The sequence below is a fragment of the Vibrio sp. PSi01 genome, assembly GCF_054960695.1.
Genome location: NZ_JBHNYN010000001.1, coordinates 38,599 through 59,832 on the forward strand (window position 1 = coordinate 38,599; position 21,234 = coordinate 59,832).

Here is a 21,234-nt window from a genome sequence, read left to right on the forward strand (position 1 = left end):
CATAGGCGTATGGATTGCTTATTTTTGTGATGCCAATCGGTTTTTCGTGAAACTTGAAATCTTGTTGCGATCATTGGTGTGACCTATGTCACTTCATTTTGTTATAGGCTTGGTTAGAGTGTGTGTGTACCCCACGAATTTACTATGAGCTTAAATAAGGGTTAACAAAGCCCAATAAGCCAAAAGGAGCGAACTATGTCTCAAGCTGTTTTCCATTTAGGTGTTACTGAAGCAGATCTTAACGGTGCTACTCTTGCGATCATTCCTGGTGATCCTGCTCGTGTGCAAAAAATTGCCGAAGAGATGGAGAATCCTGTATTTCTTGCTAGTCACCGTGAATACACGCTTTACCGCGCAGAGCTAGACGGCAAGCCAGTTGTTGTATGTTCAACAGGTATCGGTGGTCCATCTACTTCTATCGCAGTTGAAGAGCTTGCTCAACTTGGTGTTCGCACTTTCCTTCGTGTTGGTACTACTGGTGCTATCCAGCCACATGTAAACGTGGGTGACATGATCGTTTCTACAGGTTCTGTTCGTTTAGACGGTGCTAGCCTGCACTTTGCGCCAATGGAGTTCCCAGCAGTTGCTGACTTCGAAGTTGCAACAGCAATGAAAGCGGCAGTTGATGAATCAGGTGCAACAGTTCACATGGGCGTAACGGCTTCAAGTGATACGTTCTACCCAGGTCAAGAGCGTTACGACACGTTCTCTGGTCGCGTTGTTAAGCGTTTCCAAGGCTCTATGCAAGAATGGCAAGACATGGGCGTTCTAAACTTCGAAATGGAATCTGCAACGCTTCTAACTATGTGTGCAAGTTCTGGTCTTAAAGCGGGTTGTGTTGCTGGTGTAATCATCAACCGTACTCAAAAAGAGACGCCTGATCACGAAACACTAAAAGTAACAGAAGCTCGTTCAATCAAAGTGGTTGTAGAAGCTGCTCGTAAAATGCTTTAAGTTGTAAAAATACTTTTAGTCTTAAAGTGCTTTAAGTCTGTTTCCAAGATTTAAAAATGGCCGCATCGAATGATGCGGCCATTTTTTATGAGGCAAAGAAATTAAAGGCATAGATAGTTGAAAGATGAAAATAGAGCAAAACAGACGAATAGCTGGAGACAAAAAGGCGAGTGACTCAATAGTCATTCGCCTTTTTAGATTTACTTAAGAGCGTTCAGCTCTCAAGAGTCTATTTATTTTTAGCACTCTAAATCTTCATCACCACCGGCGGCGGTAAACCATGCCGCTAGGTGTGTTTTAAGATCTTTTAATTCGTCAGGGCCAATCAATGCAAGGCCAAGATCTTCTGCTCGTGTGATGTCGTTATGACGAAGAGGTCGGAAACTCACTAACATTGCACGTGCTTGTAGGCCACCCAGAAGGTCTCTAAGCGATTCCAGTTTGTACAAGGTATCATCGCCATCATCACGCATACCTTTGGTCTTACACTCGATGATGTGCAGCTTATTGTTCACTACAGAAGCAACATCAAGCTCGTTACGCACCTCGCGTTCACCTAATTGGCGGTATACCTGAACATTTAAAGAGCGATCTTGAATGGTTGGCATGTCATCTTGGATTTGCTTAACGGTACTGTGAACCAAAGTCTCTAGCCATTCGCCATTAGAGAAGCGTCGTGCATCTTCATTGGCGAACGTCAAAATACCATTATCATAAGTGGCAATTTTAGCTTCCACCAAATCACTTAACAGCATGTTTAGCTCGCGATAACCTTGTTGCTTCTCAGACAACCCCACATCAAGCCTCTGTTCTTTACGGCAAGTCGTTGCAAGGTAGTTCAATGTAGCGAGGCCAGGGCCGAGTTCTAGTGCATTACTTGCCCAGCGTTCGCCCAGTTCATAAAGCTTCTGATCAAGTTGAGGAGACAGCTGTACATCGCTGAATTCACCACGAGCACCGAACACCGTTAGGTAGTCGTCGATGGTAATACGGTCTTGTACTTGTGCGTCTTCTTTGCCATTCGGATAAAGCCAGCACAGCTTGTCACTGTTTGGTTCAACAACAAAGATTGGCCAGTGGTAAGTACGAAATACTTCGTAGACAGAAAGTAGGCGGTGACGAAGACCACAACTTGCGTTGAGTTTCACTTCTTCTCCACGAGCTTTGAGGTCTTCAGCAAGGTTTTGGATAGACTCTTTAATTGCGGATGTATTTACGAGGGTAGGAATTTCGAAAAACTCACTGGTAATGTCGCGTTTTTGTAAAACGCTTTCTAAACGTTTGTACATACTGACTTGATTCTTATCTCCGATAAACACGATGTGAGTACTGATCGTTCGGTTATCAAGTAGTGGGGTGAGCAAGCGAATGGGGTCTTGATCGATAATGCCAACATGAACAGCCATATAAATTCCTTATTAGCGGCTCGCTCATAAAGGTGAAAGATAAACGGAAAACAGCAAGCCTTAATAATCATATAATGACAAAGCTCATAAAAAACAAGGGCAACCCTTGATAAAAGTTGCCCTTGTTCAATTAGTTATCACTATTGGGTTAAATATCCCAACATTTTAGGTTTATATCTATAGATTCTTTGGTTACCTATAGTTTGAACTGATGAACTAAATCGCCTTGCTGATTCGCAAGTACTGTTAGGTTTTGGCTGGCTTCTGCAATCGACGACATTGCTTGGTAACTTGCATCAGCGATATGGTTGATGTCTTCGATGTTACGTGCAATATCGCCAGATGTTTCACTTTGCTCAGCGGCTGCTTGAGATATGTGTGTACTCATGTGGCTAATCTCTAGAATCAATGCTTGGATCTCTTCCATCGCACTGTTGGCACTTGAAGCTTGTTCAACCGACATGTCCATATCACTCATGCAGCTTTCAATCACATTGCTTGCTGTTTTCGAGCTTGATTGCAGATTGCTGATCATCGTCTCGATTTCCGAGGTCGATTGTGTGGTCTTTTGCGCCAGCACTCGAACTTCATCGGCAACGACTGCAAAGCCTCGACCTTGTTCGCCGGCGCGTGCTGCTTCAATCGCTGCATTCAATGCAAGTAGATTGGTTTGTTCAGCAATGCCGCGGATGACATCAAGAATCGATCCAATTTGGCTACTCATTTGTTGAAGTTCGCCCACCGCGCTGACCGATTCAGTAAGACGTGATTCAAGTTGATTGATAGTGCTGATATTGGTGTTCATGATCTGGCGACCAGACTCAGAAGCCGATTCCACTTGTTGAACCATAGTCAATGAACTTTGCGCGCTGTTCGCTACCTCTTGTACCGAGTGAGACATTTCTGTCATTGCCGTCGCGACTGTCGCTGTTTGCTCGCGCTGGCTGTTCAATTGAGCCTGAGTCTCTGATGAGGTTTTTTGGTTCACGCTTGCCGTTTTAGTTAGGTCATCTGAAGCATCATTCAACTTAACTAAGATATTGTGAAGGTTGTCGGCTAGGGTGTTTATGTGGCCACTTACACGACTGAACTCGTTGTTATAACGAATATCGATGCGTTGCGTCATATCACCTTCAGTTAAGCCTTCAAGTGTTTTCAGAATGCGTGTTAATGGCTCTCTTACACTGTTGGCAATATGGTATCCAATCGCTGCAGCAAACAGCGTCACCACAACGCCGATTGCAATGGCATTGAACAAACCCTTGTCGTAAATGCTGCTTGCGTCTGCCAATGAAGAGTTAAGTTGTTCTTCTGCGGTTACATTGAATGAATCAAGTACGGCCATGGCTTGGTCTACTTCAACGGCTAAGTTGGCAATGTTGACGTATAACGCTTGTTTCGCCTGTAAGTAGTTGTTGTGCTTGTCTAAGACACCGCCTTTTTGACCAACGTCTTTTGTGAATTTTTGAACTGACTCATCGAAGACATTTTTAAGTGCAGGTAATTGCGTTGATAGCCCGCGATAAGCGTAGTTAAGGTGAGTAACGGCCTTTTTGTTTTGGTTAACGGCTTTTTGCACAAATGCCACATCAGAACTAGCTAGCGCATCTGAAGTAATCACCTCAGCGTCTTGCAGTTTAATGAAGTAGCTTTTCGCCATTACTTTTACAGAAATGCTTTTTTGGTCAGCAACGTACTCTTTCATACCTACAGTCAATTCGGAGTGTAGACGTTGAAAATCACGTGATGCTTTTTGTACTTGTTCTTGTGCTTCGAACATTGCCACGTAGTTGTTCATCGCTTCATCGGCTTCGGCGAAGTAACGCTGTTCCATCGCTCTCAACTGGGCAATACGTTCAACAAGTGTAGCGTTGTTTTGACTCGCGGTTTCCAAGCTTCCAAGCACTTCAGAAAAAGAGTTTTGTGATGAGGCAAACTCTGTACGCATTGCAGACATACGCTCAGCGTTTTGTGTGGTTAGGAAGTCCTTGAATGACTTATCAGCAGAAAGTAGTTGAACACTTGTTTGATTTGAAAGCGCAACAAGTGGTAGTGAGGTTTCTGAGACACTCTCAAAATTGCTATGTATCTGATTCATGCTGTTCATCATGATGGTTATCGTGACTGCGAACATGATGATGATCAGTGCGAAACCAGCGTACATACGCTTGATCACAGATCCCTTCATGGCTTTCTCCCTAAATAAAATGCAGACCTAATGTCAGGTCAAAGTAAAACTAACAAAATTATCAGCATTCTATTGAGCTCGACTTACGCATTTTATGACGCACACGTCAAAAATAACCCTTACTTATAACCAACATGCCATTCTTGAGAGGTAAGGCTCGTTTTCTTTGATTTGAACGGTGTTTTTTATTATGCTTTAAAGAGGATTTATTGTGGTTTGTTGCGGCATAGCGCATACTCAAAACATTAAAAACTCAATGTTTTATCGGAGAAAAACATGGCTGAAGAAACCATCTTTAGTAAGATCATTAATAAAGAAATCCCTGCAGATCTACTATATCAAGACGACTTAGTAACGGCGTTTCGCGATATTAACCCTCGCGCGCCAAGTCATATTCTAATTATCCCTAACAAGCTGATTCCGACAACGAATGATGTTGAAGTGGAAGATGAAGCCATGATGGGGCGCATGTTTACCGTGGCTCGTAAGTTAGCAAAAGAAGAAGGCATCGCAGAAGATGGCTATCGTCTTATCGTAAACTGTAACTCTCACGGTGGCCAAGAGGTATACCATATCCACATGCACTTGGTTGGTGGTCGCCCGCTTGGACCGCTATTGATTAGCTAGTTGAACAATTAGTTGGTTAAGTGATCAGTTGGTTTAGTAAACATGTCGCTGAATGCTTAGCCAGTTAAATGATTGGCTTGTTGGATAAATTGTAGGTTATATGCCAACTTTAAACTTCATCTGTTGTCTGAATAACGGCATCAATTAGGCGAGGCGATACTTTTCAACGTATTTATTTTGAGAGTATTGATTCGCCATTAATCGTATAGAAGTTGGCATTTTAAACATGCACGGAGACGTTAAGTGAAGCAACAGTTTAGATTCGCTTCCATTGCCCTGCTGTCGGCGTTGACTGCGGGATGCGCGAGTATGTCGGCAGGAAGTCTGTTCAGCCATTATAGCGCTCAAAACAAAGAGATATACCAAGCAGTGAAGTCTGGAGATTATTCAGAGGCTCAACAAGAGTTACCAGATTACGCAGCAGGAGACATTCTTGATAATTTTGAAAGGGGCAGAATTAACCTGCTTGATCAAAAGTATCCGGAGAGTAAGTCTTCGTTTGAGTTGGCCGACCAGGCAGTAAGAGATCAACAAAGCAAAGCCGTGATCTCAATCTCAGACAGTGCGACCAGCGTTGGTGCATTGGCTGTGAATGACAATATTACCGAGTATGTCCCGCCAGATTATGAATTGGGTTTTCTTCATCTTTATCTCGGCTTAAATTACTTGAAGAAAAACGATTTAGAAGGTGCGGTGATCGAAATGCGTCGCGCCAACCAAGTACAAGAACAAGCAAAGAAACAACGTGAAGCTGAGTTAGAAAGAGCAGCGAGTGATGCCAAGTCTCAAGGTTTATCAGCCAATGTAGGCAGCATTCTTGCGAATTACCCTGATGCGGGTAAAAAGCTGCAATCGGTACAAAATGCCTATTTGATGTTTTTGTCTGGGCTGCTTTATGAAGCATCAAATGATTTAAACAGTGCCTACGTTGACTATCGACGTGCTCTGGCCGTGATGCCAGAAAACCAAGAAATTATCGATAGAACAATGTCGACAGCCGCTCGTTTAGGAATGCGACAAGATTTAGCAACGCTAGAAAAGCGCTATAAGCAATCGTCGAAGCTTGGTAACGGACAAGGGCGAGTGATTGTGCTTCAAGAGCAAAGCTCAGTGCAAGCGATGGATAGTTGGCGACTAGATTTACCTATTTATGACAGTCGTGATCAGGGAGCAATATACTCTTTGGCGCTGCCATACTATCCAAACCAAAACGTCGAACGTTTTTCTGCTTTAAGAATCAATGGGCAGCCTTTGTCTGAAAGCTTAATTACTGACGTGAACGCGATGGCTCAGAATGATTTGTCTGAACGAATGACGAGTATCGTTATTCGCCAAGCGCTGCGTGTTGTGGCAAAAGATCGCATCCGTAAAGAAACCACTCAAGGTAACGATGTAGGTAACATTCTGTTTAATGTGTGGAACACCTTTACTGAGCAACCAGACACGCGCAGTTGGCAATCATTACCTGCCGAGATTAAGAGCAGCACGTTTGTAGCAAATAGTGGTCAATATACGTTAGAAGCAGGCGCTAAAACGTATAATTTCGATATACGAGAAGGGCAGACCACCTTGGTTTGGATTTCTCGACAAGGGAACAACGCAACAATGTGGCATAAACAGCTAGGGAGGCTGTAATGAAAAAGTGGTTAGTGAGCTTCGCAGCGGTTATGGCTCTGGCTGGGTGTGCTGATAATACAGCTGGCGTAAGAGTTGATAGCCTGACTCAGAACGTTTTCTTTGGTGACAAGGTATTGGGTAGCCGTTTATTGGTTGAAGATATCCGTACTGATCAAATCGATGGTCATACTAGAGGAATTGTTCGTTTGAACAGTAACTATAAAGGCGATCAAAATATCCTTTATCGTTTCTACTGGTACGACGATGCTGGTCTTGAGGTCAATTTAAAACAAGGTCCTTGGAAGCAAGCAATTGTTCGTGGTTTTGAAAGTATTTCGTTGTCGGAAGTGTCGGTAAACCCGAGCGCAACTCAGTTCCGAGTTCAGTTCCGAGAGCAGTAACTCAGATTTAAGAAGCGGATCGATTGATTTGCCTATGTAAGTATTTAAGAGTGAGGGTGATGCCCCATTCAGTGATAAATTGAGGAAAGAAAATGAAAAAGAGTGTCATTGCGCTACTAGGTTTAGCGGTTATTTTAGGCGGTTGTTCGAACAAGGTAAGCTACGGTGATGCACAAGCTGTAGAAACCACGACAATCGATTTCGGTTCAACTGATCTTCAAACGATTGCTGGTGAGATGGTTGATAGCATGATGGCTTCAGGTTCAGTGTCTTACATTACTAGTGAGCAGCGTCCAATCGTGTTCGTAGAGCGTATTAAGAACAAAACAAGTGAGCACATTGATACTGAGTCAATCACTGACACTATCAGTACTAAGATGCTGAACTCTGGTAAGTTCCGTTTTGTTGATATGGACCGCGTAGAATCGGTTCGAGATCAACTGAACTTCCAAAACAATGATGAGCTTGTAAATCAAAGCTCAGCGATCCAGTTCGGTAAAATGGTAGGTGCTCAATACATGTTGTATGGCAATCTATCAAGTATCGTTAAGAAAGCGGGTAGCGATGAAGACGTATACTACAAAATGACAATGCGTCTAATGGATCTTGAGTCTGGCCTGATTGAATGGGCTGACGAGACTGAAATCCGTAAGCAACAATCTAAGAGTCTATTGGGTCTTTAATTTCGCTTACTCGCCAACCAAACGCAGCCAGTATTGATAGCGTCTAATCTTGGCTGCACCTAGCTTGGTCACATGCCAATTCAGTGTGTTATACGCTGTTAGTAAAAAGACACTGGCTTTTGGTTAGTGTCTTTTTTTATATGGAAATTAATACGTTATAGGGATGAGCAATGGCAATTTTTTCTTGGTCTGAAGCTAAACTTCTTGATACCAGTTTGAGTTCTCTTGATAGCCACTTCTCTGAACCTCCCATTAGAGCACAGACTTTGACTGGCGGTTTGACTAATCGTTGTTGGAAATTGGTTTCAGCAGGGGGTACTGAGTATGTATGGCGTCCAATCACACCGATCACCAAAGCGTTTTTCATTTCTCGTCATGAAGAGTATCAAGTGCTCTCAACTATTGAACGCCTTGGTATAGGGCCAAGCCCTATCGTCATTAATGAGAGTGGGTTATTGGTCGAGTGGATTGCTGGCGATACGCTCTACGAAGGTTTAGATCTTGATGAATTATTGAAAACGTTGCTCTCAGTACATTTAGTTAACACCAAGCGATTACCCCTCCAACCATTTAGTTTTACTTCGCGAGTCGATCATTATTGGCTCCAGCTAGATGCTATTCACAAGACTGAGGTTTACACTCAAATTTATCAACAATGGCGTATTGCTCCGAGTATTCCACATGTCGACTTATCTTTGTGTCATTTTGATTTAGGTGGGTACAACCTAGTGCGAAACAGTGACGGGATTAAGATCATTGATTGGGAATATGCCTCGTTAGCTGACCCAAGGCTTGATCTTACGTTAACCATTGCGGTTGCGGATGTCCCGGTGATTGAAGCCGTTAACAAGTACTGTCAACTAAGAGGGATCCATGATGTTCAACCATGGCTAGATGGTGTAGAAGCATGGTTACCAAGAAGTAGAATGATGGCGATGTTATGGTACTTACTGGCTCACCAACTGTGGGGCGATGAAAGTTACTTGCGCGAAGCAGAGGCACTCAGCTGCACTTTCTGTAGTTAGGATCACGTTTAGGAAGTGAAATATATAATTTCGGGGCTCTTCCCTTTAAAACCTTATTTTTCATGTTAGATTTATCTAAGCGTACCAGCATTCAACGGAGGAGGTACAAATGATTATTTACCTGCACGGCTTCGATTCTACAAGCCCTGGCAATCACGAAAAAATACTGCAGTTGCAATTCATTGATGATGACGTTCGTTTCATTAACTACAGTACTTTGCACCCCAAACACGATATGCAACATCTTCTCAAAGAAGTGCATAAAGTGATTGAACAATCAGATGATCCGCATCCTATTATCTGTGGCGTCGGTTTAGGTGGTTTTTGGTCTGAACGAATTGGTTTTTTGTGCGGCATTAAGCAGGTGGTGTTTAACCCTAACCTGCAACCTGAGAACAATATGGTTGGTCGAATTGACCGTCCAGAAGAGTATGAAGACATCGCAACTAAGTGCGTCGCGCAATATCGTATGAAAAATAAAGGACGCTGTTTAGTGGTGCTATCTCGTGAAGATGAAATTCACGACAATACTAAAACCGAAGCGGCGCTCGAAGATTACTACGACATTATCTGGGATGAGAAAGAGAACCATAAGTTCAAAAAAATCTCTCAACACCTTCAAGCAATGAAAGCCTTCAAAAACGCCTAATTACTTCGTTTTATTTTATAAAAGCAGCACCCATGAGTGCTGCTTTTTTACATCTGAAACTGTTGGGGTGATATTGATAAATCTGTTGTATATGGTTTATCGACGAGTTTGCGCAATCGTTAACTAATTCGTGCCGAATCCTCATTAAGGATAAGGATTTTTGTTGCGGTCATCTTTTTGCTATATATAATGTTCTGAAGCAAAATATTTTGATAAATATCAAGAAAAATTGAGAGCGAGTGATAAAACTTGCCCATTATTTGTGTTCTACCTCTCAGGTAGTCACCTTTTATCCATGTAAACAGGACTTCAAACCTGAGTTTGTTGTTCGTATCCCTCTAACTACTCGTGAGTTGCTGTTATTCGTTTTCGCAATTATTAGATAAGCCATAGCCTTTGAGCGCAGGCGAGTAGATACATAGAATTTATCGGTTGGAGTAATCGAGCCGAACCCCATTTATTCATTTTGTAGAGGATTGTCATTGTGACAAAAATTATCGTAGTAGGCGGCGGTGCTGGTGGTTTAGAACTAGCAACCAAGCTAGGCCGCACTTTAGGTCGTAAAAAACGTGCCCAGATTACTCTGGTAGACCGTAAAGCGAGTCACCTATGGAAACCATTACTTCATGAAGTAGCAACGGGTTCATTGGATGAAGGTGTTGATGCATTGAGCTATCGTGCGCATGCAAAAAACCATTACTTCGATTTTCAAATGGGCAGCTTGAACAACATCGATCGTGAGCGCAAAGTGATTGCACTGAGCGAGCTAACAGATGATCACGGTGAACTGCTTATGCCAAGCCGCGAACTTGAATACGATATTCTAGTGATGGCTTTGGGTTCAACGTCAAACGATTTCAACACTCCTGGCGTTCGTGATAACTGTATTTTCCTTGATAGCCCAGAACAAGCGCACCGTTTCCGTACCGAAATGAATAACCAGTTTTTAAAGCTGCACGCTAAGAACGGTCAAGGCACGGTAGATATCGCGATTGTTGGTGCTGGTGCAACGGGTGTTGAGCTTTCTGCAGAGCTACATAATGCAGTGAAAGAACTTCGTACTTACGGCTTTGGTGACCTAGATTCAAGCAAGCTGAACGTAAACCTTGTTGAAGCGGGAGAGCGTATCCTTCCAGCTCTACCTCCTCGTATTTCGAGTGCAGCACACTCTGAGCTAACTAAGCTTGGTGTAAACGTGCGTACCAACACCATGGTGACGCAAGCGGATTCTGAAGGCTTAACTACCAAAGACGGCGATAAGATTCCGGCACAAATCATGGTATGGGCCGCAGGTATCAAAGCACCAGATTTCATGAAAGATATTGGCGGTCTTGAGACTAACCGAATTAATCAACTGGTTGTTAAAAACACGCTGCAAACCACGCTTGATGACAACATCTTTGCTATCGGCGATTTGGCGCAATGTACGCAGGCGGATGGTTCATTTGTTCCACCTCGTGCACAAGCCGCTCACCAAATGGCAAGCTGCGCATTCACTAACATCATTGCTAAGATGAATGGTCGTGACCTGAAAGATTACGTATACAAAGATAAAGGCTCATTGGTTTCATTAAGCCGTTTCTCAACAGTCGGTAGCCTGATGGGTAACCTTACTAAAGGCTCTATGATGGTTGAAGGCCGTATCGCTCGTATCGTCTACATCTCTTTGTACCGAATGCACCAAATGGCACTGCATGGACTAATAAAAACATCGCTAATGATGTTGGTTGGTCGTATTAACCGTGTGCTTCGTCCAAATCTGAAACTTCACTAATCAGGTAAACTTGTTAAAGGCATTACGTTGATAATAAAAAAGAGCTCTTCGGAGCTCTTTTTTAATTGTGTGTACCGTCATATCTGAAAATTGAACGGCTTATCATCTTTTAAAGCAGTAAAGCAGTAAAGCAGTAAAGCAGTAAAGCAGTAAAGCAGTAAAGCAGTAAAGCCGCAGTTAAGCAGTTGGCGGTAATACTGAGTAAACCACACCATCTTTTGGTTTGCCGTTAAAGACAAATCGATTCTTGGCAATCGTTTCTCGCTCAGCACCGCATTTCTCGATCAGTTTTTGACTTGGTAGGTTTTCTGTATCACATACAATCTCTAATCGTGTTAATTTCAGTTGAGCAAAGCAAAACTCAAATAATGCCTGCATCGCTTCTTTGGCGAACCCTTTTCTTTGAAATTGATCGCCAACCCAGTAACCCAAACTCGCCATATTAAAGGTATGGTAGAGCTCGTTGATGGCCACCATACCGACCAGTTTTCCGCTGCTGCGTTCGAAAATACCAAAGCCAAACGCATCGGCTTTAACCCAGTTTAAACGAGTCGCCAAAATGAATTTTTCGGCTTCTACGATAGAAAACGTGTCATGACACCAATCAACCCAAGGAAACAAGCTTTGAGATGATTGAACCAATTGAGCAAACTCTGGAGCATCACAAGCTTCAATTATCTTGAGATTGAGACGTTGTGTGTTGATTTGAAAATCAGGGCTCATAAGAAGTACCAAATAAAGAGAGTACTTATAAAGTAAAGTACTTAACAAGACGCCCTCGCAATGGAGGGCGTCTTGAATTGTTATTTATGTATAGTTGGAGCGTTATTTGATAGCTATTTAGCTAGGCCCAAGAACTCAAGCTAAAGCGCTAAGAATCAAATAGCCCTCTAGGCAAAGCCAATTAGCTTACTGCGCTACGCGGCGAACTTGGATCACCATACCTAAAAGCGGATGGTCTAGGTAGTGAGTTTCTGTACTGCGCATACGACGTTTTTGGTCCATACGGTAGCTTTTGAGGAATTCTTCTACTTCAACGGTAGGTGAAACCTCCGTAAGGTTACCGACTTGAACATTGCTTTCTGCGCCGCTTACTGGTGAGTCTAGTTCGATTTGTTGTTCTTGTAGAGTCACTTCACGAACACTTGGTGCTTTTAAATCCAATGTCGTTTCAGCGTATAGGTAATGCTGAACGTAGATTTGTAGCTTGCCGTCTAATTCGTATAGTGGCTTATCAATAGTCTCTTCTTGGAAGCCATCAGCACCTGTCGTGGTAGCTGTGGTGGTTGTAACCGCACCTTTTTCAGAACCATCGACATTAAATTCTTTAGAAAAATCTTTACCTGCTTGAATGTGGAAAACAGGTGCAGAGCTCTTACCTTGGTCACCTTGACGCCAAGCCGTATGCATTAGAACTTCAAACCCCGCGTGTTTACGCAGTTTGTCTTTCTGAGGCGTTAGTTTATATTCCGAGTAAGGAAGCATTTGTACACCTTTCTTTGCTCGATACTGGGTGTCTTGAAATGAACCAACGCGCTCAAGTGAAATTTTAGGCTGTGTGTTTGGCCAAGATTCGTTCACTTTCTCTGCATCAACTGCGCGCTTAAAAATGATCACTTCTATATCAAATTGTCTCTGAGCCAAACTTGGCAATGAGACGAACAATAGTAGCAGTGGGATCAGTCTTTTCATTTTTACTCCGTCTTCCAACCGATCTGTCGGCTGGATAATTTATATGTGCAAGTGTATTGGGTCTTATGCTGATGGCAGTAAGTTCTGTCTGAATTCGCCCAATAGATCACTAACAAATTGAATTCGCTTCCGTCTGTCGACCAATGGTACCGTAAACTTGAACTTAGTTGGTCCTTCCATTGAAAACTTTTGCGGTTGAGATTGCAACAGTTTAACAAGGTAGGTTGGGTTTATGTCAGCGTCTGGGTAGAATTCTAAGAATCCACCCTTTTCGTGAGCCTCAATTTTCTTCACCTTGATAGACGCTGCGGATAATTTAAGCTCTGAAACCGATAACAAGTTCTTGGTTGCATCAGGTAGAAGACCGAAGCGATCAATTAACTCGACTTTCAACTCGGCTAACTCATCGGTATCACTTACGCTCGCGATACGTTTGTACGTAGACAAGCGGGTATTGATGTCCGGGATATAATCGTCTGGCAATAGTGCTGGTAGACGCATCTCAATTTCTGTTTGTTCACGCAATAAGTCATCAAGTGATGGTTCTCGACCCTCTTTCAATGCTTCAACGGCTTGTTCGAGCATTTCCATGTAAAGCGTAAAGCCGACCGACTGAATCTGACCGCTCTGTTCATCACCTAACAGCTCTCCTGCACCACGAATCTCTAAGTCATGGGTTGCGAGAGTGAAGCCTGCGCCTAGGTCTTCTAAAGAAGCAATCGCATCTAATCGCTTGATTGCATCTTTCGTCATTGCTTTTGGATGTGGCGTTAGCAAGTAAGCATAAGCTTGATGGTGAGAACGACCCACACGTCCACGCAGTTGGTGCAATTGTGCTAATCCAAGATTATCGGCTCTGTCCATCAAAATGGTGTTTGCCGTAGGTACATCGATACCGGTTTCAATAATCGTGGTACAAACCAACAAGTTAAAGCGTTGATGGTAGAAGTCATTCATGATGCGCTCTAGCTCTCGCTCTCGCATCTGACCATGAGCAACAGTGACACGTGCTTCTGGGATCAGTTTTTGCAGTGACTCAGCCGTCTTTTCAATGGTGTCTACTTGATTGTGTAAGAAGTAAACTTGACCACCACGCATGATTTCACGCAGCACCGCTTCTCTGACGATGGCATCATCATTTTCGCGAACGAAGGTTTTTATCGCCAAGCGTCGAGCTGGTGGTGTTGCGATGATTGATAAGTCACGCATGCCGCTCATCGCCATGTTTAATGTACGAGGAATAGGTGTGGCGGTTAGCGTTAGGATATCGACATCCGCACGCATGGCTTTCACTTTCTCTTTCTGACGCACACCGAAGCGGTGTTCTTCATCGACGACTAACAAGCCAAGATCTTTAAACTTGAGGTCACTAGAAAGTAACTTGTGAGTACCCACTAAGATGTCGACTTTACCGTCGGCGACATCTTGCATAATCAATTTCTGTTCTTTAGCCGACTTAAATCGCGATAGCACTTCGACACGTATCGGTTGGTTCGCGAAACGGTCGCGGAAGTTTTCAAAGTGTTGCTGAGCAAGTAGCGTCGTTGGTACTAACACAGCCACTTGTTTGCTGTTGTCGGTACATACGAATGCCGCGCGCATCGCGACTTCGGTTTTACCAAAGCCAACGTCACCACACACTAAGCGATCCATTGCTTTTGCTTGGCACATGTCAGACATAACGGCATTGATCGCCATTGCTTGGTCATCGGTCTCTTCAAATGGGAAACCCGACTTGAAGGTCGCGTATTGGCCACGGTCGAGTACAAACTTGTAGCCAGGTTTTAGCTCGCGCTTGGCGTAAACATCAAGGAGTTCGGCTGCAACGTCACGGACTTTCTCTGCCGCTCGTTTACGAGCTTTCTGCCAGGCTTCACCACCGAGTTTATGTAGCGGTGCAGAATCTTCAGCGCCACCAGAGTAGCGGCCGATTAAGTTCAGAGAAGCAACAGGTACGTAGAGCTTGGCATCATTTTGATACTCAAGCGTTACGTATTCGGTTTTCATTCCACCGGCTTCTAATGTTTGCAGGCCAATATAGCGACCAATACCGTGGTCAATGTGAACAACGGGCTGACCCGGTTTAAGTTCGGCCAAATGACGGATGACGGTGTCGCTGTTAACGCTTTTTTTGTCTTTTTTGCGGCGCTGAACAACACGATCACCCAACAGGTCGCTTTCACAGATCAGGGCGATATTTTGCTCTTCGTGGATAAAGCCATGCTCAGCAGAACCGAGGATCAGGCTGAACTTGTCTTTGCCTTTAATTGCCGCGTCGAGGTTTTCAACTTCGCTTGGACGAATTTTGATGCCTCGAAGCAATTCACTTAGGGCTTCACGGCGGCCTTCAGACTCAACCGAAAAGACCACTTTGCCGTCGAAGGCTTCAGTGAACTTTCTTAGGTTTGCGAGTGGCTCTTTGTTCTGATGTTGAACACTGAGATCCGGTAGAGGCGCAATAGGTAAATTGACACGTCCGGCTTTCTCTTCAATCGTGTCTAAGCTCAGACTGACCTGTGGCTTCTGTTTGAAATGCGCGAATAGTTCGTCTTTTTTCAGCCAAAGTTGCTCAGGTGTCAGCAGTGGTCGTAATGGATCGACACCGCGCTGTTCGTATCGGTGAGCCACGTCGGTTAGGAAAGCATCAACTGCAGTTTCGACATCACCGAGAATTAAGATTTGCGCTTCGTCGGCAACATAGTCGAATAAGGTTTCGGTATGCTCGAAAAACAGGGGCTGCCAATATTCAATACCAGCAGGCCAAGTGCCTTTAGAAACTTGCATGTAGACAGATTCTGGTTCGCGGCGGGCATCGAACTGTTGACGCCAGCGAATGCGGAAATCTTCAATGGCACTTTCTGAGGTTGGGAACTCGTGAGCAGGCAGCAGTCGGATCTCGGAAATGTCTTCGATCGATCGTTGGTTCTCAGGATCGAAAGTACGAATTGTGTCGATTTCGTCATCGAAAAAGTCGATACGATAAGGATCTTTACTGCCCATCGGGAACAGGTCAAGAATCGAACCACGGCTTGCGTATTCACCAGGGCCAAATACCTGATCAACGTAGCGATAGCCCGACTTTTCAAGTTGAAGACGCAGTTTCTCTAACGAGTACAGATCGCCTGTTTTTACCATTAGAGTGTGTTGTAACAAAAAGTCACGCGGCGACTGACGCTGCAGTAGCGTGCTGATCGGAACGATCGTGATGCCATCTTTTAGTGTCGGTAGTGCATAAAGGCGCGCGATACGGTCAGAAATGATCTCTTGGTGTGGCGAGAAGCTGTCGTATGGTAGTGTTTCCCAATCAGGAAATAGAGCAACTTCTGCCGCTGTAAATTGTTCAATTTCAGATTGAAGTTTAAGCGCAATTTGTGGGTCCGGAACAGCCAATAAAGTATGGCTATTGTGTTGCTCTGCGAGTTTGGCAATGGCAAGAGCGAGAGACGAACCAACGAGGTTACCGATGTGCTTTTTGTCACCGGCTCCTTTGAATGTAGGTAATGTAAAAATAGATTGTTTAGTCATGTTTATTTACTTGTTATCTCGTTCTAAAGAGCGTTGACGCAAGAGCTTTTGCTGTTGATGAAGCGCCGCTTTGATGAGCAGATCTTGGTCTGTATCGCGAAGGTGAGCATATTTAAATTTGATTTCGAAACCTGAATCTTTAGCTTCGCTAGCAAACACTTCCGCATAACAATAAATGGCAGCCGCTGGGTGTTCTAAAAAAAGCTTGGCTTTTACCAAACGACCCGGTTCTATGTCTGCTTTTGAAAAACAGGAAAACTGACTCGCACCGAATGAGTAGGTGTGAGTTCGAAACTTCTCATCATCTTGTTGCGATAACATGAAGCTCAACAAGAGGTTTAACTTAGAGTTTTGCGCGTCTAATAAGCTGGTGACATTCTTCAAGTCGCTATTTTTCAGTTCAGCGCGAGCACTGTCGGCTAACAGGTCCAACTGGCTAAATTCACTTGCCACAACAAAGGGAGCAGGGATCTCGGATTCGAACTGAATTTGAGAGGGTAAAGTGAAGTTACTTTCCATTGGCTCTATATTAGCAGTAAGGCTGTGGTGAACGGTGAAAAACTCTTGTTCTGTCATGCGTTAGTTCCTTGAAGTGATCTATTGATTATCGCTATGTGGCCGCAGTAATCAAGGTCAGTTAATTGAAAGTCCTAAATAGTTGTTTGAAATTTGTCAATTTGACAAGGTTCTGTTTTTCAAGCCTAACTAATTGAGTTAATTCACTCTATATTTTCAATTACCCCCTACACAGTAACAGCAATACCCGTTACATTAACCCGCATCCCTTTTTGATGGTTCAAAGTATGTTTCATCCTATTTCAGTGTTTGTTGGCCTGCGTTATTTGAAAGGCCGTTCAGGTGATCGCTTTAGCCGTTTTGTTTCTTATATGTCGACAGCAGGTATCACCATTGGTGTGCTGTCTCTGATTACTGTTTTATCGGTAATGAATGGATTCGAAGCGCAGTTAAAAGACCGAATTCTTGGCGTTCTTCCTCAAGCTGTGGTTTATGAGCAAGGAGGGACAACTTCTTTTTCTGAACAAGCGCCAAGCTTTGCAGAGCAGATTTCTCTCAATGGTCATGTTGAGCCGATTGTACGCAGTGAGGCGGTAATTCAAAGTCCGGCTCAACTGTCTGCAGGCCTTTTGATTGGCATCGAACCTAATTCAGATGACCCTCTTCAGAACCACTTGATTGCGGGTAGATTGTCTTCACTGAAAGCGGGTCAGTATCAGTTGTTCCTTGGCCATACTTTGGCGAGAAACTTGAAAGTATCTATGGGTGACAAAGTTCGCCTAATGGTGACCAGTGCTAGCCAATATACGCCTCTAGGACGAATCCCAAGTCAAAGAAACTTCACAGTAGCGGGTATTTTCAATACGGGATCTGATATCGATGCTCAATTGATGGTGACAGATATCCAAGATGCCGGGCGTTTGATGCGTTACAAGTCTGACACGATTTCAGGTTGGCGACTGTTTTTTGATGACCCGTTTGAAGTAGCAGAATTATCAAACCAGCCTCTGCCTGAAGGTTGGGTATGGAGCGACTGGCGTGATCAACGCGGTGAACTATTCCAAGCCGTTCGCATGGAAAAAAACATGATGGGTTTGATGCTTGGGCTGATCATTGGTGTTGCTGCATTCAATATTATCTCCGCACTTATCATGGTGGTGATGGAGAAACAGTCTGAAGTGGCTATTCTTAAAACCCAAGGCATGACCGATGGTCAAGTGATGGGGATTTTCATGGTTCAAGGTGCCAGCAGTGGCGTTATTGGCGCGTTATCTGGTGGTGTAATAGGTATTATCTTAGCCATGAACCTAAATACTATTTTAGAAGCGATGGGCGTGGCTCTGTTCTCGTTTGGTGGGCAACTGCCAATCATGATCAACCCAGTTCAAATCGCCGTTGTTGTGGTGTTGGCTATTGCACTTAGCCTGATTGCCACTGTGTTCCCTTCTTATCGTGCATCATCTGTGAAACCTGCTGAGGCCCTTCGTTATGAGTAATTTTCTTCAATGTAATGATATCCGTAAAACGTACCGTGAAGGCTCGTTGGATACAGAGGTTCTTAAGGGAGTCAGCTTTGAAATCGAAAAAGGTGAATTGGTTGCTATCATTGGTACCTCTGGTTCCGGTAAAAGTACCTTACTGCATATCCTTGGTGCGTTAGATGATGCTTCGGCGGGCAGTGTGAGCTTTCTCGGGCAAGACTTAGCATCTTTGAGTTCGAATAAGCAGGCGAAGCTTCGCAACCAACATCTCGGCTTTGTTTATCAATTCCATCACCTTCTTTCGGACTTTTCAGCGTTGGAAAATGTGGCAATGCCTCTGCTTATTGGAGGCGAGAAACCAGCTAAAGCAAAAGAAGAAGCACAACGTTTACTAGATAAAGTGGGGCTAAGTCATCGTGTCGACCACCGACCTTCAGAGCTTTCTGGTGGTGAAAGACAACGAGTGGCGATTGCACGAGCTTTAGTTAACAAACCCGCGTTAGTGTTAGCGGATGAGCCGACAGGTAACCTCGACCACAACACCGCACTCTCTATCTATGACTTAATGCGCGAATTGAACCACGAATACGATACTGCTTTCTTGGTTGTAACGCATGATGGTGAGCTTGCGGGTAAGATGGACCGCCAACTGCACATGCAAGACGGTTTATTGGTTAACGTAGAAAAAGAGGAGAGCTAAGTGTTTTCTTCTTTATCTCTGTTGATAGGCGGCCGATTTAGTCGAGCAAAGCAACGAGACAAGATGGTCTCGTTCATCTCTTTGTCTTCGACGATCGGTATTGCTGTCGGCGTCGCGGTGATCATCATTGGTTTATCTGCGATGAATGGCTTTGAGCGTGAACTGCAGTCCCGAGTACTTTCTGTTATCCCGCATGGAGAATTTGAGGGAGTCAATGAACCTGTGACACGTTGGGAGCATGTGATCGAGCAAGCGACCCAACATGATGATGTGGTAGCGGCTGCGCCTTATGTGAAAATTACTGCGCTTGCCGAAAAAGGCAAAGAGCTCAAAGCAATTGAAGTTCGCGGTGTTGATCCACAACTTGAACAACAGGTATCAAGCCTATCGAGTTTTATCGATAAACAAGCTTGGAGCGAGTTTAAGGCAGGACAACAACAGATCATTCTGGGCTCTGGTGTAGCGAATGTATTGGGTGCGAAAGTGGGTGATTACCTGACTTTGATGATTCCAACGGTAAACGGTTCTGTGAAGGTTCAGGCGCCAAAGCGTGTTCGCGTTAAAGTGGTAGGCTTGCTGACTCTAAATGGCCAAATAGACCACAGCTTGGCTCTAATCCCTATTGGCGATGCTCAAGTTTACGCTAACTTAGGGGAGGCAGTGACTGGGGTTTCTTTAAAAGTGATCGATGTTCTGAATGCAAACTCGATTGTGCGTGAAGTTGGCAATCAGCTTGACGTGTATGTGTATCTTCGCAGCTGGCAACAGAAGTTTGGTTTCTTATACCGCGATATTCAGTTGGTTCGCACCATCATGTATCTAGTAATGGTACTGGTTATCGGTGTGGCTTGTTTCAATATTGTCTCGACTCTAATGATGGCAGTAAAAGACAGAGCATCAGAAATTGCCATTTTAAGAACCATGGGCGCATCGGATGGACTTGTGAAACGCATTTTTGTTTGGCAGGGCGTGTTTTCGGGCGTATTAGGTAGCTTAATTGGCAGTGCGATAGGTGTCTTAGTCGCGCTTAATCTAACGACTATTATCAAAGGGCTTGAGAAGCTTATTGATCACCAATTTTTGTCCGGTGATATCTATTTTGTCGACTTCTTGCCTTCGCAGCTCGATATGACAGATGTTGTTGTCGTTTCTGGTACTGCTATTGTTCTGAGCCTACTGGCTACGTGGTACCCAGCATCACGAGCGGCTAAGTTGAACCCAGCAGCGGTGCTTAGTTCAAAATAACATGTCTTATTAATAGCCTTGGTTCTTAATAAGGAATAAGCCGCACTTCGACAGATATAAAAAAGGATCCCTAGCGGGATCCTTTTTTATTGAATTCAAACTGTAATATTTACAACTCTGATTACATAGCAATCTTGTAGAGATCCGTGACTCATCTGATTTTTACTGTTGTCCGTTTAAAATAACGAGTAAATGAGTATAGGTTCAATACCTTGCTTGTCGCTTCTTCCAACTTCTTACTACTGAGTAACGCCATAAACCTCGAATACCAAAGTAGCCAATCATTGCTGAAACCACACCACAAATCAGACAACCCAGTAAGAATGGTGGCCCGATTGTGCTCATTTGCGCCAAGATGAAATCCCAAGACAGTTCGAAATGAAAAGCTTGAGGCGGAACATGCATCACAAACGCTCCGACTTTATAAGCAAAGTAGAAGAGTACTGGCATGGTGACCGGGTTGCTGATCCAAACGAGTGCGACGGCCAAAGGTAGGTTCACGCCACATGCGACAGCAAGACCAGCAGACATAATCATTTGACTTGGAAGAGGGACAAACGCCATGAATAACCCAACAGCAAACGCACCAGCCGCAGAGCGACGATTAAGGCACCATAAGTTGGGGTTGTACAAAACATTGCCAAAAACTTTCAATGCTTTCTGACGCTTGATTAGCTCATGGTCAGGCATAAATCGTTTAATAAACTTTCTTGGCATAGGAGGAAGCTACTCTCTTGTTTAACTCTTGGTT

The 21,234-nt window shown here is 44.0% G+C and carries 18 protein-coding genes; 11 read left to right on the forward strand and 7 right to left on the reverse strand.

Translation table 11 applies throughout. The annotated features are described in order from the left end of the window. Window positions 1–195: 195 nt before the first annotated feature. Complete coding sequence (gene udp / locus ACFI6G_RS00175) at window positions 196–954, forward strand: uridine phosphorylase (RefSeq protein WP_004736272.1); 759 nt, start codon at window positions 196–198, stop codon at window positions 952–954. A 239-nt stretch (window positions 955–1,193) separates the two neighbouring features. Here the strand turns inward: udp and ACFI6G_RS00180 are convergent, their stop codons facing one another. Then, on the reverse strand, window positions 1,194–2,360 hold the full coding sequence (locus ACFI6G_RS00180; protein WP_010439869.1) for a DUF1887 family protein: 1,167 nt from the start codon (window positions 2,358–2,360) through the stop codon (window positions 1,194–1,196). A 196-nt stretch (window positions 2,361–2,556) separates the two neighbouring features. Next, a complete protein-coding gene (locus ACFI6G_RS00185) occupies window positions 2,557–4,548 on the reverse strand; it encodes a methyl-accepting chemotaxis protein (RefSeq protein WP_010439872.1) in 1,992 nt (663 codons plus the stop codon). A 276-nt stretch (window positions 4,549–4,824) separates the two neighbouring features. Here ACFI6G_RS00185 and hinT point away from each other — a divergent pair, with 276 nt between their 5' ends. The 7 genes from hinT to ACFI6G_RS00220 all read left to right on the forward strand — a co-directional run bounded on the left by hinT (window position 4,825) and on the right by ACFI6G_RS00220 (window position 11,324). After that, window positions 4,825–5,175 carry a purine nucleoside phosphoramidase gene (gene hinT / locus ACFI6G_RS00190; RefSeq protein WP_010439874.1) on the forward strand — a complete coding sequence of 117 codons (351 nt, stop codon included), beginning with the start codon at window positions 4,825–4,827 and terminating at the stop codon, window positions 5,173–5,175. 243 nt (window positions 5,176–5,418) lie between these two features. Further along, complete coding sequence (locus ACFI6G_RS00195; protein ID WP_010439876.1) at window positions 5,419–6,810, forward strand: COG3014 family protein; 1,392 nt, start codon at window positions 5,419–5,421, stop codon at window positions 6,808–6,810. Next, window positions 6,810–7,193, forward strand: a complete 384-nt coding sequence (locus ACFI6G_RS00200; RefSeq protein ID WP_010439879.1) for a YcfL family protein — start codon at window positions 6,810–6,812, stop codon at window positions 7,191–7,193. Before ACFI6G_RS00195 ends, ACFI6G_RS00200 begins: the two co-directional genes overlap by 1 nt. A gap of 92 nt (window positions 7,194–7,285) precedes the next feature. Then, window positions 7,286–7,876 (forward strand): penicillin-binding protein activator LpoB, encoded by a 591-nt coding sequence (gene lpoB, locus ACFI6G_RS00205; RefSeq protein ID WP_010439883.1) that lies wholly within the window; start codon window positions 7,286–7,288, stop codon window positions 7,874–7,876. 170 nt (window positions 7,877–8,046) lie between these two features. Continuing rightward, a complete protein-coding gene (locus tag ACFI6G_RS00210) occupies window positions 8,047–8,901 on the forward strand; it encodes a phosphotransferase (protein ID WP_016788959.1) in 855 nt (284 codons plus the stop codon). Between the two features lie 109 nt (window positions 8,902–9,010). Next, window positions 9,011–9,550 (forward strand): alpha/beta hydrolase YcfP, encoded by a 540-nt coding sequence (ycfP, locus tag ACFI6G_RS00215; protein ID WP_010439888.1) that lies wholly within the window; start codon window positions 9,011–9,013, stop codon window positions 9,548–9,550. A 484-nt stretch (window positions 9,551–10,034) separates the two neighbouring features. Beyond that, window positions 10,035–11,324: an NAD(P)/FAD-dependent oxidoreductase gene (locus ACFI6G_RS00220; protein ID WP_010439890.1), complete on the forward strand. Its 1,290-nt coding sequence runs from the start codon at window positions 10,035–10,037 to the stop codon at window positions 11,322–11,324. Between the two features lie 177 nt (window positions 11,325–11,501). On the opposite strand, the gene ACFI6G_RS00225 is transcribed toward ACFI6G_RS00220, so the two are convergent. From ACFI6G_RS00225 to ACFI6G_RS00240, 4 genes are all read right to left on the reverse strand, one after another. After that, window positions 11,502–12,047 carry a GNAT family N-acetyltransferase gene (locus ACFI6G_RS00225; protein WP_016788958.1) on the reverse strand — a complete coding sequence of 182 codons (546 nt, stop codon included), beginning with the start codon at window positions 12,045–12,047 and terminating at the stop codon, window positions 11,502–11,504. A gap of 186 nt (window positions 12,048–12,233) precedes the next feature. Next, window positions 12,234–13,016, reverse strand: coding sequence for a peptidoglycan binding protein CsiV (locus tag ACFI6G_RS00230; protein WP_016768551.1), 783 nt, complete (start codon window positions 13,014–13,016; stop codon window positions 12,234–12,236). 63 nt (window positions 13,017–13,079) lie between these two features. Next, a complete protein-coding gene (gene mfd / locus ACFI6G_RS00235) occupies window positions 13,080–16,541 on the reverse strand; it encodes a transcription-repair coupling factor (RefSeq protein WP_016794332.1) in 3,462 nt (1,153 codons plus the stop codon). Window positions 16,542–16,547: 6 nt separating this feature from the next. After that, on the reverse strand, window positions 16,548–17,117 hold the full coding sequence (locus tag ACFI6G_RS00240) for a hypothetical protein (RefSeq protein ID WP_010439898.1): 570 nt from the start codon (window positions 17,115–17,117) through the stop codon (window positions 16,548–16,550). Window positions 17,118–17,344: 227 nt separating this feature from the next. On the opposite strand from ACFI6G_RS00240, the gene lolC reads away from it, so the two are divergent. From lolC to lolE, 3 genes are read left to right on the forward strand one after another with little or no spacing between them, the layout of a single operon-like run. Next, on the forward strand, window positions 17,345–18,553 hold the full coding sequence (lolC, locus tag ACFI6G_RS00245; RefSeq protein WP_371976383.1) for a lipoprotein-releasing ABC transporter permease subunit LolC: 1,209 nt from the start codon (window positions 17,345–17,347) through the stop codon (window positions 18,551–18,553). Next, the gene (gene lolD, locus ACFI6G_RS00250; RefSeq protein WP_010439900.1) at window positions 18,546–19,238 is read left to right on the forward strand and encodes a lipoprotein-releasing ABC transporter ATP-binding protein LolD; all 693 of its coding nucleotides are present in this window, start codon (window positions 18,546–18,548) and stop codon (window positions 19,236–19,238) included. The genes lolC and lolD overlap by 8 nt, the downstream gene beginning before the upstream one ends. Next, the gene (gene lolE / locus ACFI6G_RS00255; protein ID WP_010439903.1) at window positions 19,239–20,483 is read left to right on the forward strand and encodes a lipoprotein-releasing ABC transporter permease subunit LolE; all 1,245 of its coding nucleotides are present in this window, start codon (window positions 19,239–19,241) and stop codon (window positions 20,481–20,483) included. Window positions 20,484–20,687: 204 nt separating this feature from the next. Here the strand turns inward: lolE and ACFI6G_RS00260 are convergent, their stop codons facing one another. Next, window positions 20,688–21,200 (reverse strand): DUF2062 domain-containing protein, encoded by a 513-nt coding sequence (locus tag ACFI6G_RS00260; protein WP_010439904.1) that lies wholly within the window; start codon window positions 21,198–21,200, stop codon window positions 20,688–20,690. Between the last annotated feature and the right edge of the window lie 34 nt (window positions 21,201–21,234).

Coding starts and splice junctions, on each gene's coding strand:
- udp (WP_004736272.1), top strand. CDS start 196: ATGTCTCAAGCTGTTTTCCATTTAGGTGTTACTGAAGCAGATCTTAAC.
- lolC (WP_371976383.1), top strand. CDS start 17,345: ATGTTTCATCCTATTTCAGTGTTTGTTGGCCTGCGTTATTTGAAAGGC.
- ACFI6G_RS00200 (WP_010439879.1), top strand. CDS start 6,810: ATGAAAAAGTGGTTAGTGAGCTTCGCAGCGGTTATGGCTCTGGCTGGG.
- ACFI6G_RS00230 (WP_016768551.1), bottom strand. CDS start 13,016: ATGAAAAGACTGATCCCACTGCTACTATTGTTCGTCTCATTGCCAAGT.
- ACFI6G_RS00260 (WP_010439904.1), bottom strand. CDS start 21,200: ATGCCAAGAAAGTTTATTAAACGATTTATGCCTGACCATGAGCTAATC.
- ACFI6G_RS00185 (WP_010439872.1), bottom strand. CDS start 4,548: ATGAAGGGATCTGTGATCAAGCGTATGTACGCTGGTTTCGCACTGATC.
- hinT (WP_010439874.1), top strand. CDS start 4,825: ATGGCTGAAGAAACCATCTTTAGTAAGATCATTAATAAAGAAATCCCT.
- ACFI6G_RS00210 (WP_016788959.1), top strand. CDS start 8,047: ATGGCAATTTTTTCTTGGTCTGAAGCTAAACTTCTTGATACCAGTTTG.
- lpoB (WP_010439883.1), top strand. CDS start 7,286: ATGAAAAAGAGTGTCATTGCGCTACTAGGTTTAGCGGTTATTTTAGGC.
- ACFI6G_RS00240 (WP_010439898.1), bottom strand. CDS start 17,117: ATGACAGAACAAGAGTTTTTCACCGTTCACCACAGCCTTACTGCTAAT.
- lolD (WP_010439900.1), top strand. CDS start 18,546: ATGAGTAATTTTCTTCAATGTAATGATATCCGTAAAACGTACCGTGAA.
- mfd (WP_016794332.1), bottom strand. CDS start 16,541: ATGACTAAACAATCTATTTTTACATTACCTACATTCAAAGGAGCCGGT.
- ycfP (WP_010439888.1), top strand. CDS start 9,011: ATGATTATTTACCTGCACGGCTTCGATTCTACAAGCCCTGGCAATCAC.
- ACFI6G_RS00225 (WP_016788958.1), bottom strand. CDS start 12,047: ATGAGCCCTGATTTTCAAATCAACACACAACGTCTCAATCTCAAGATA.
- ACFI6G_RS00180 (WP_010439869.1), bottom strand. CDS start 2,360: ATGGCTGTTCATGTTGGCATTATCGATCAAGACCCCATTCGCTTGCTC.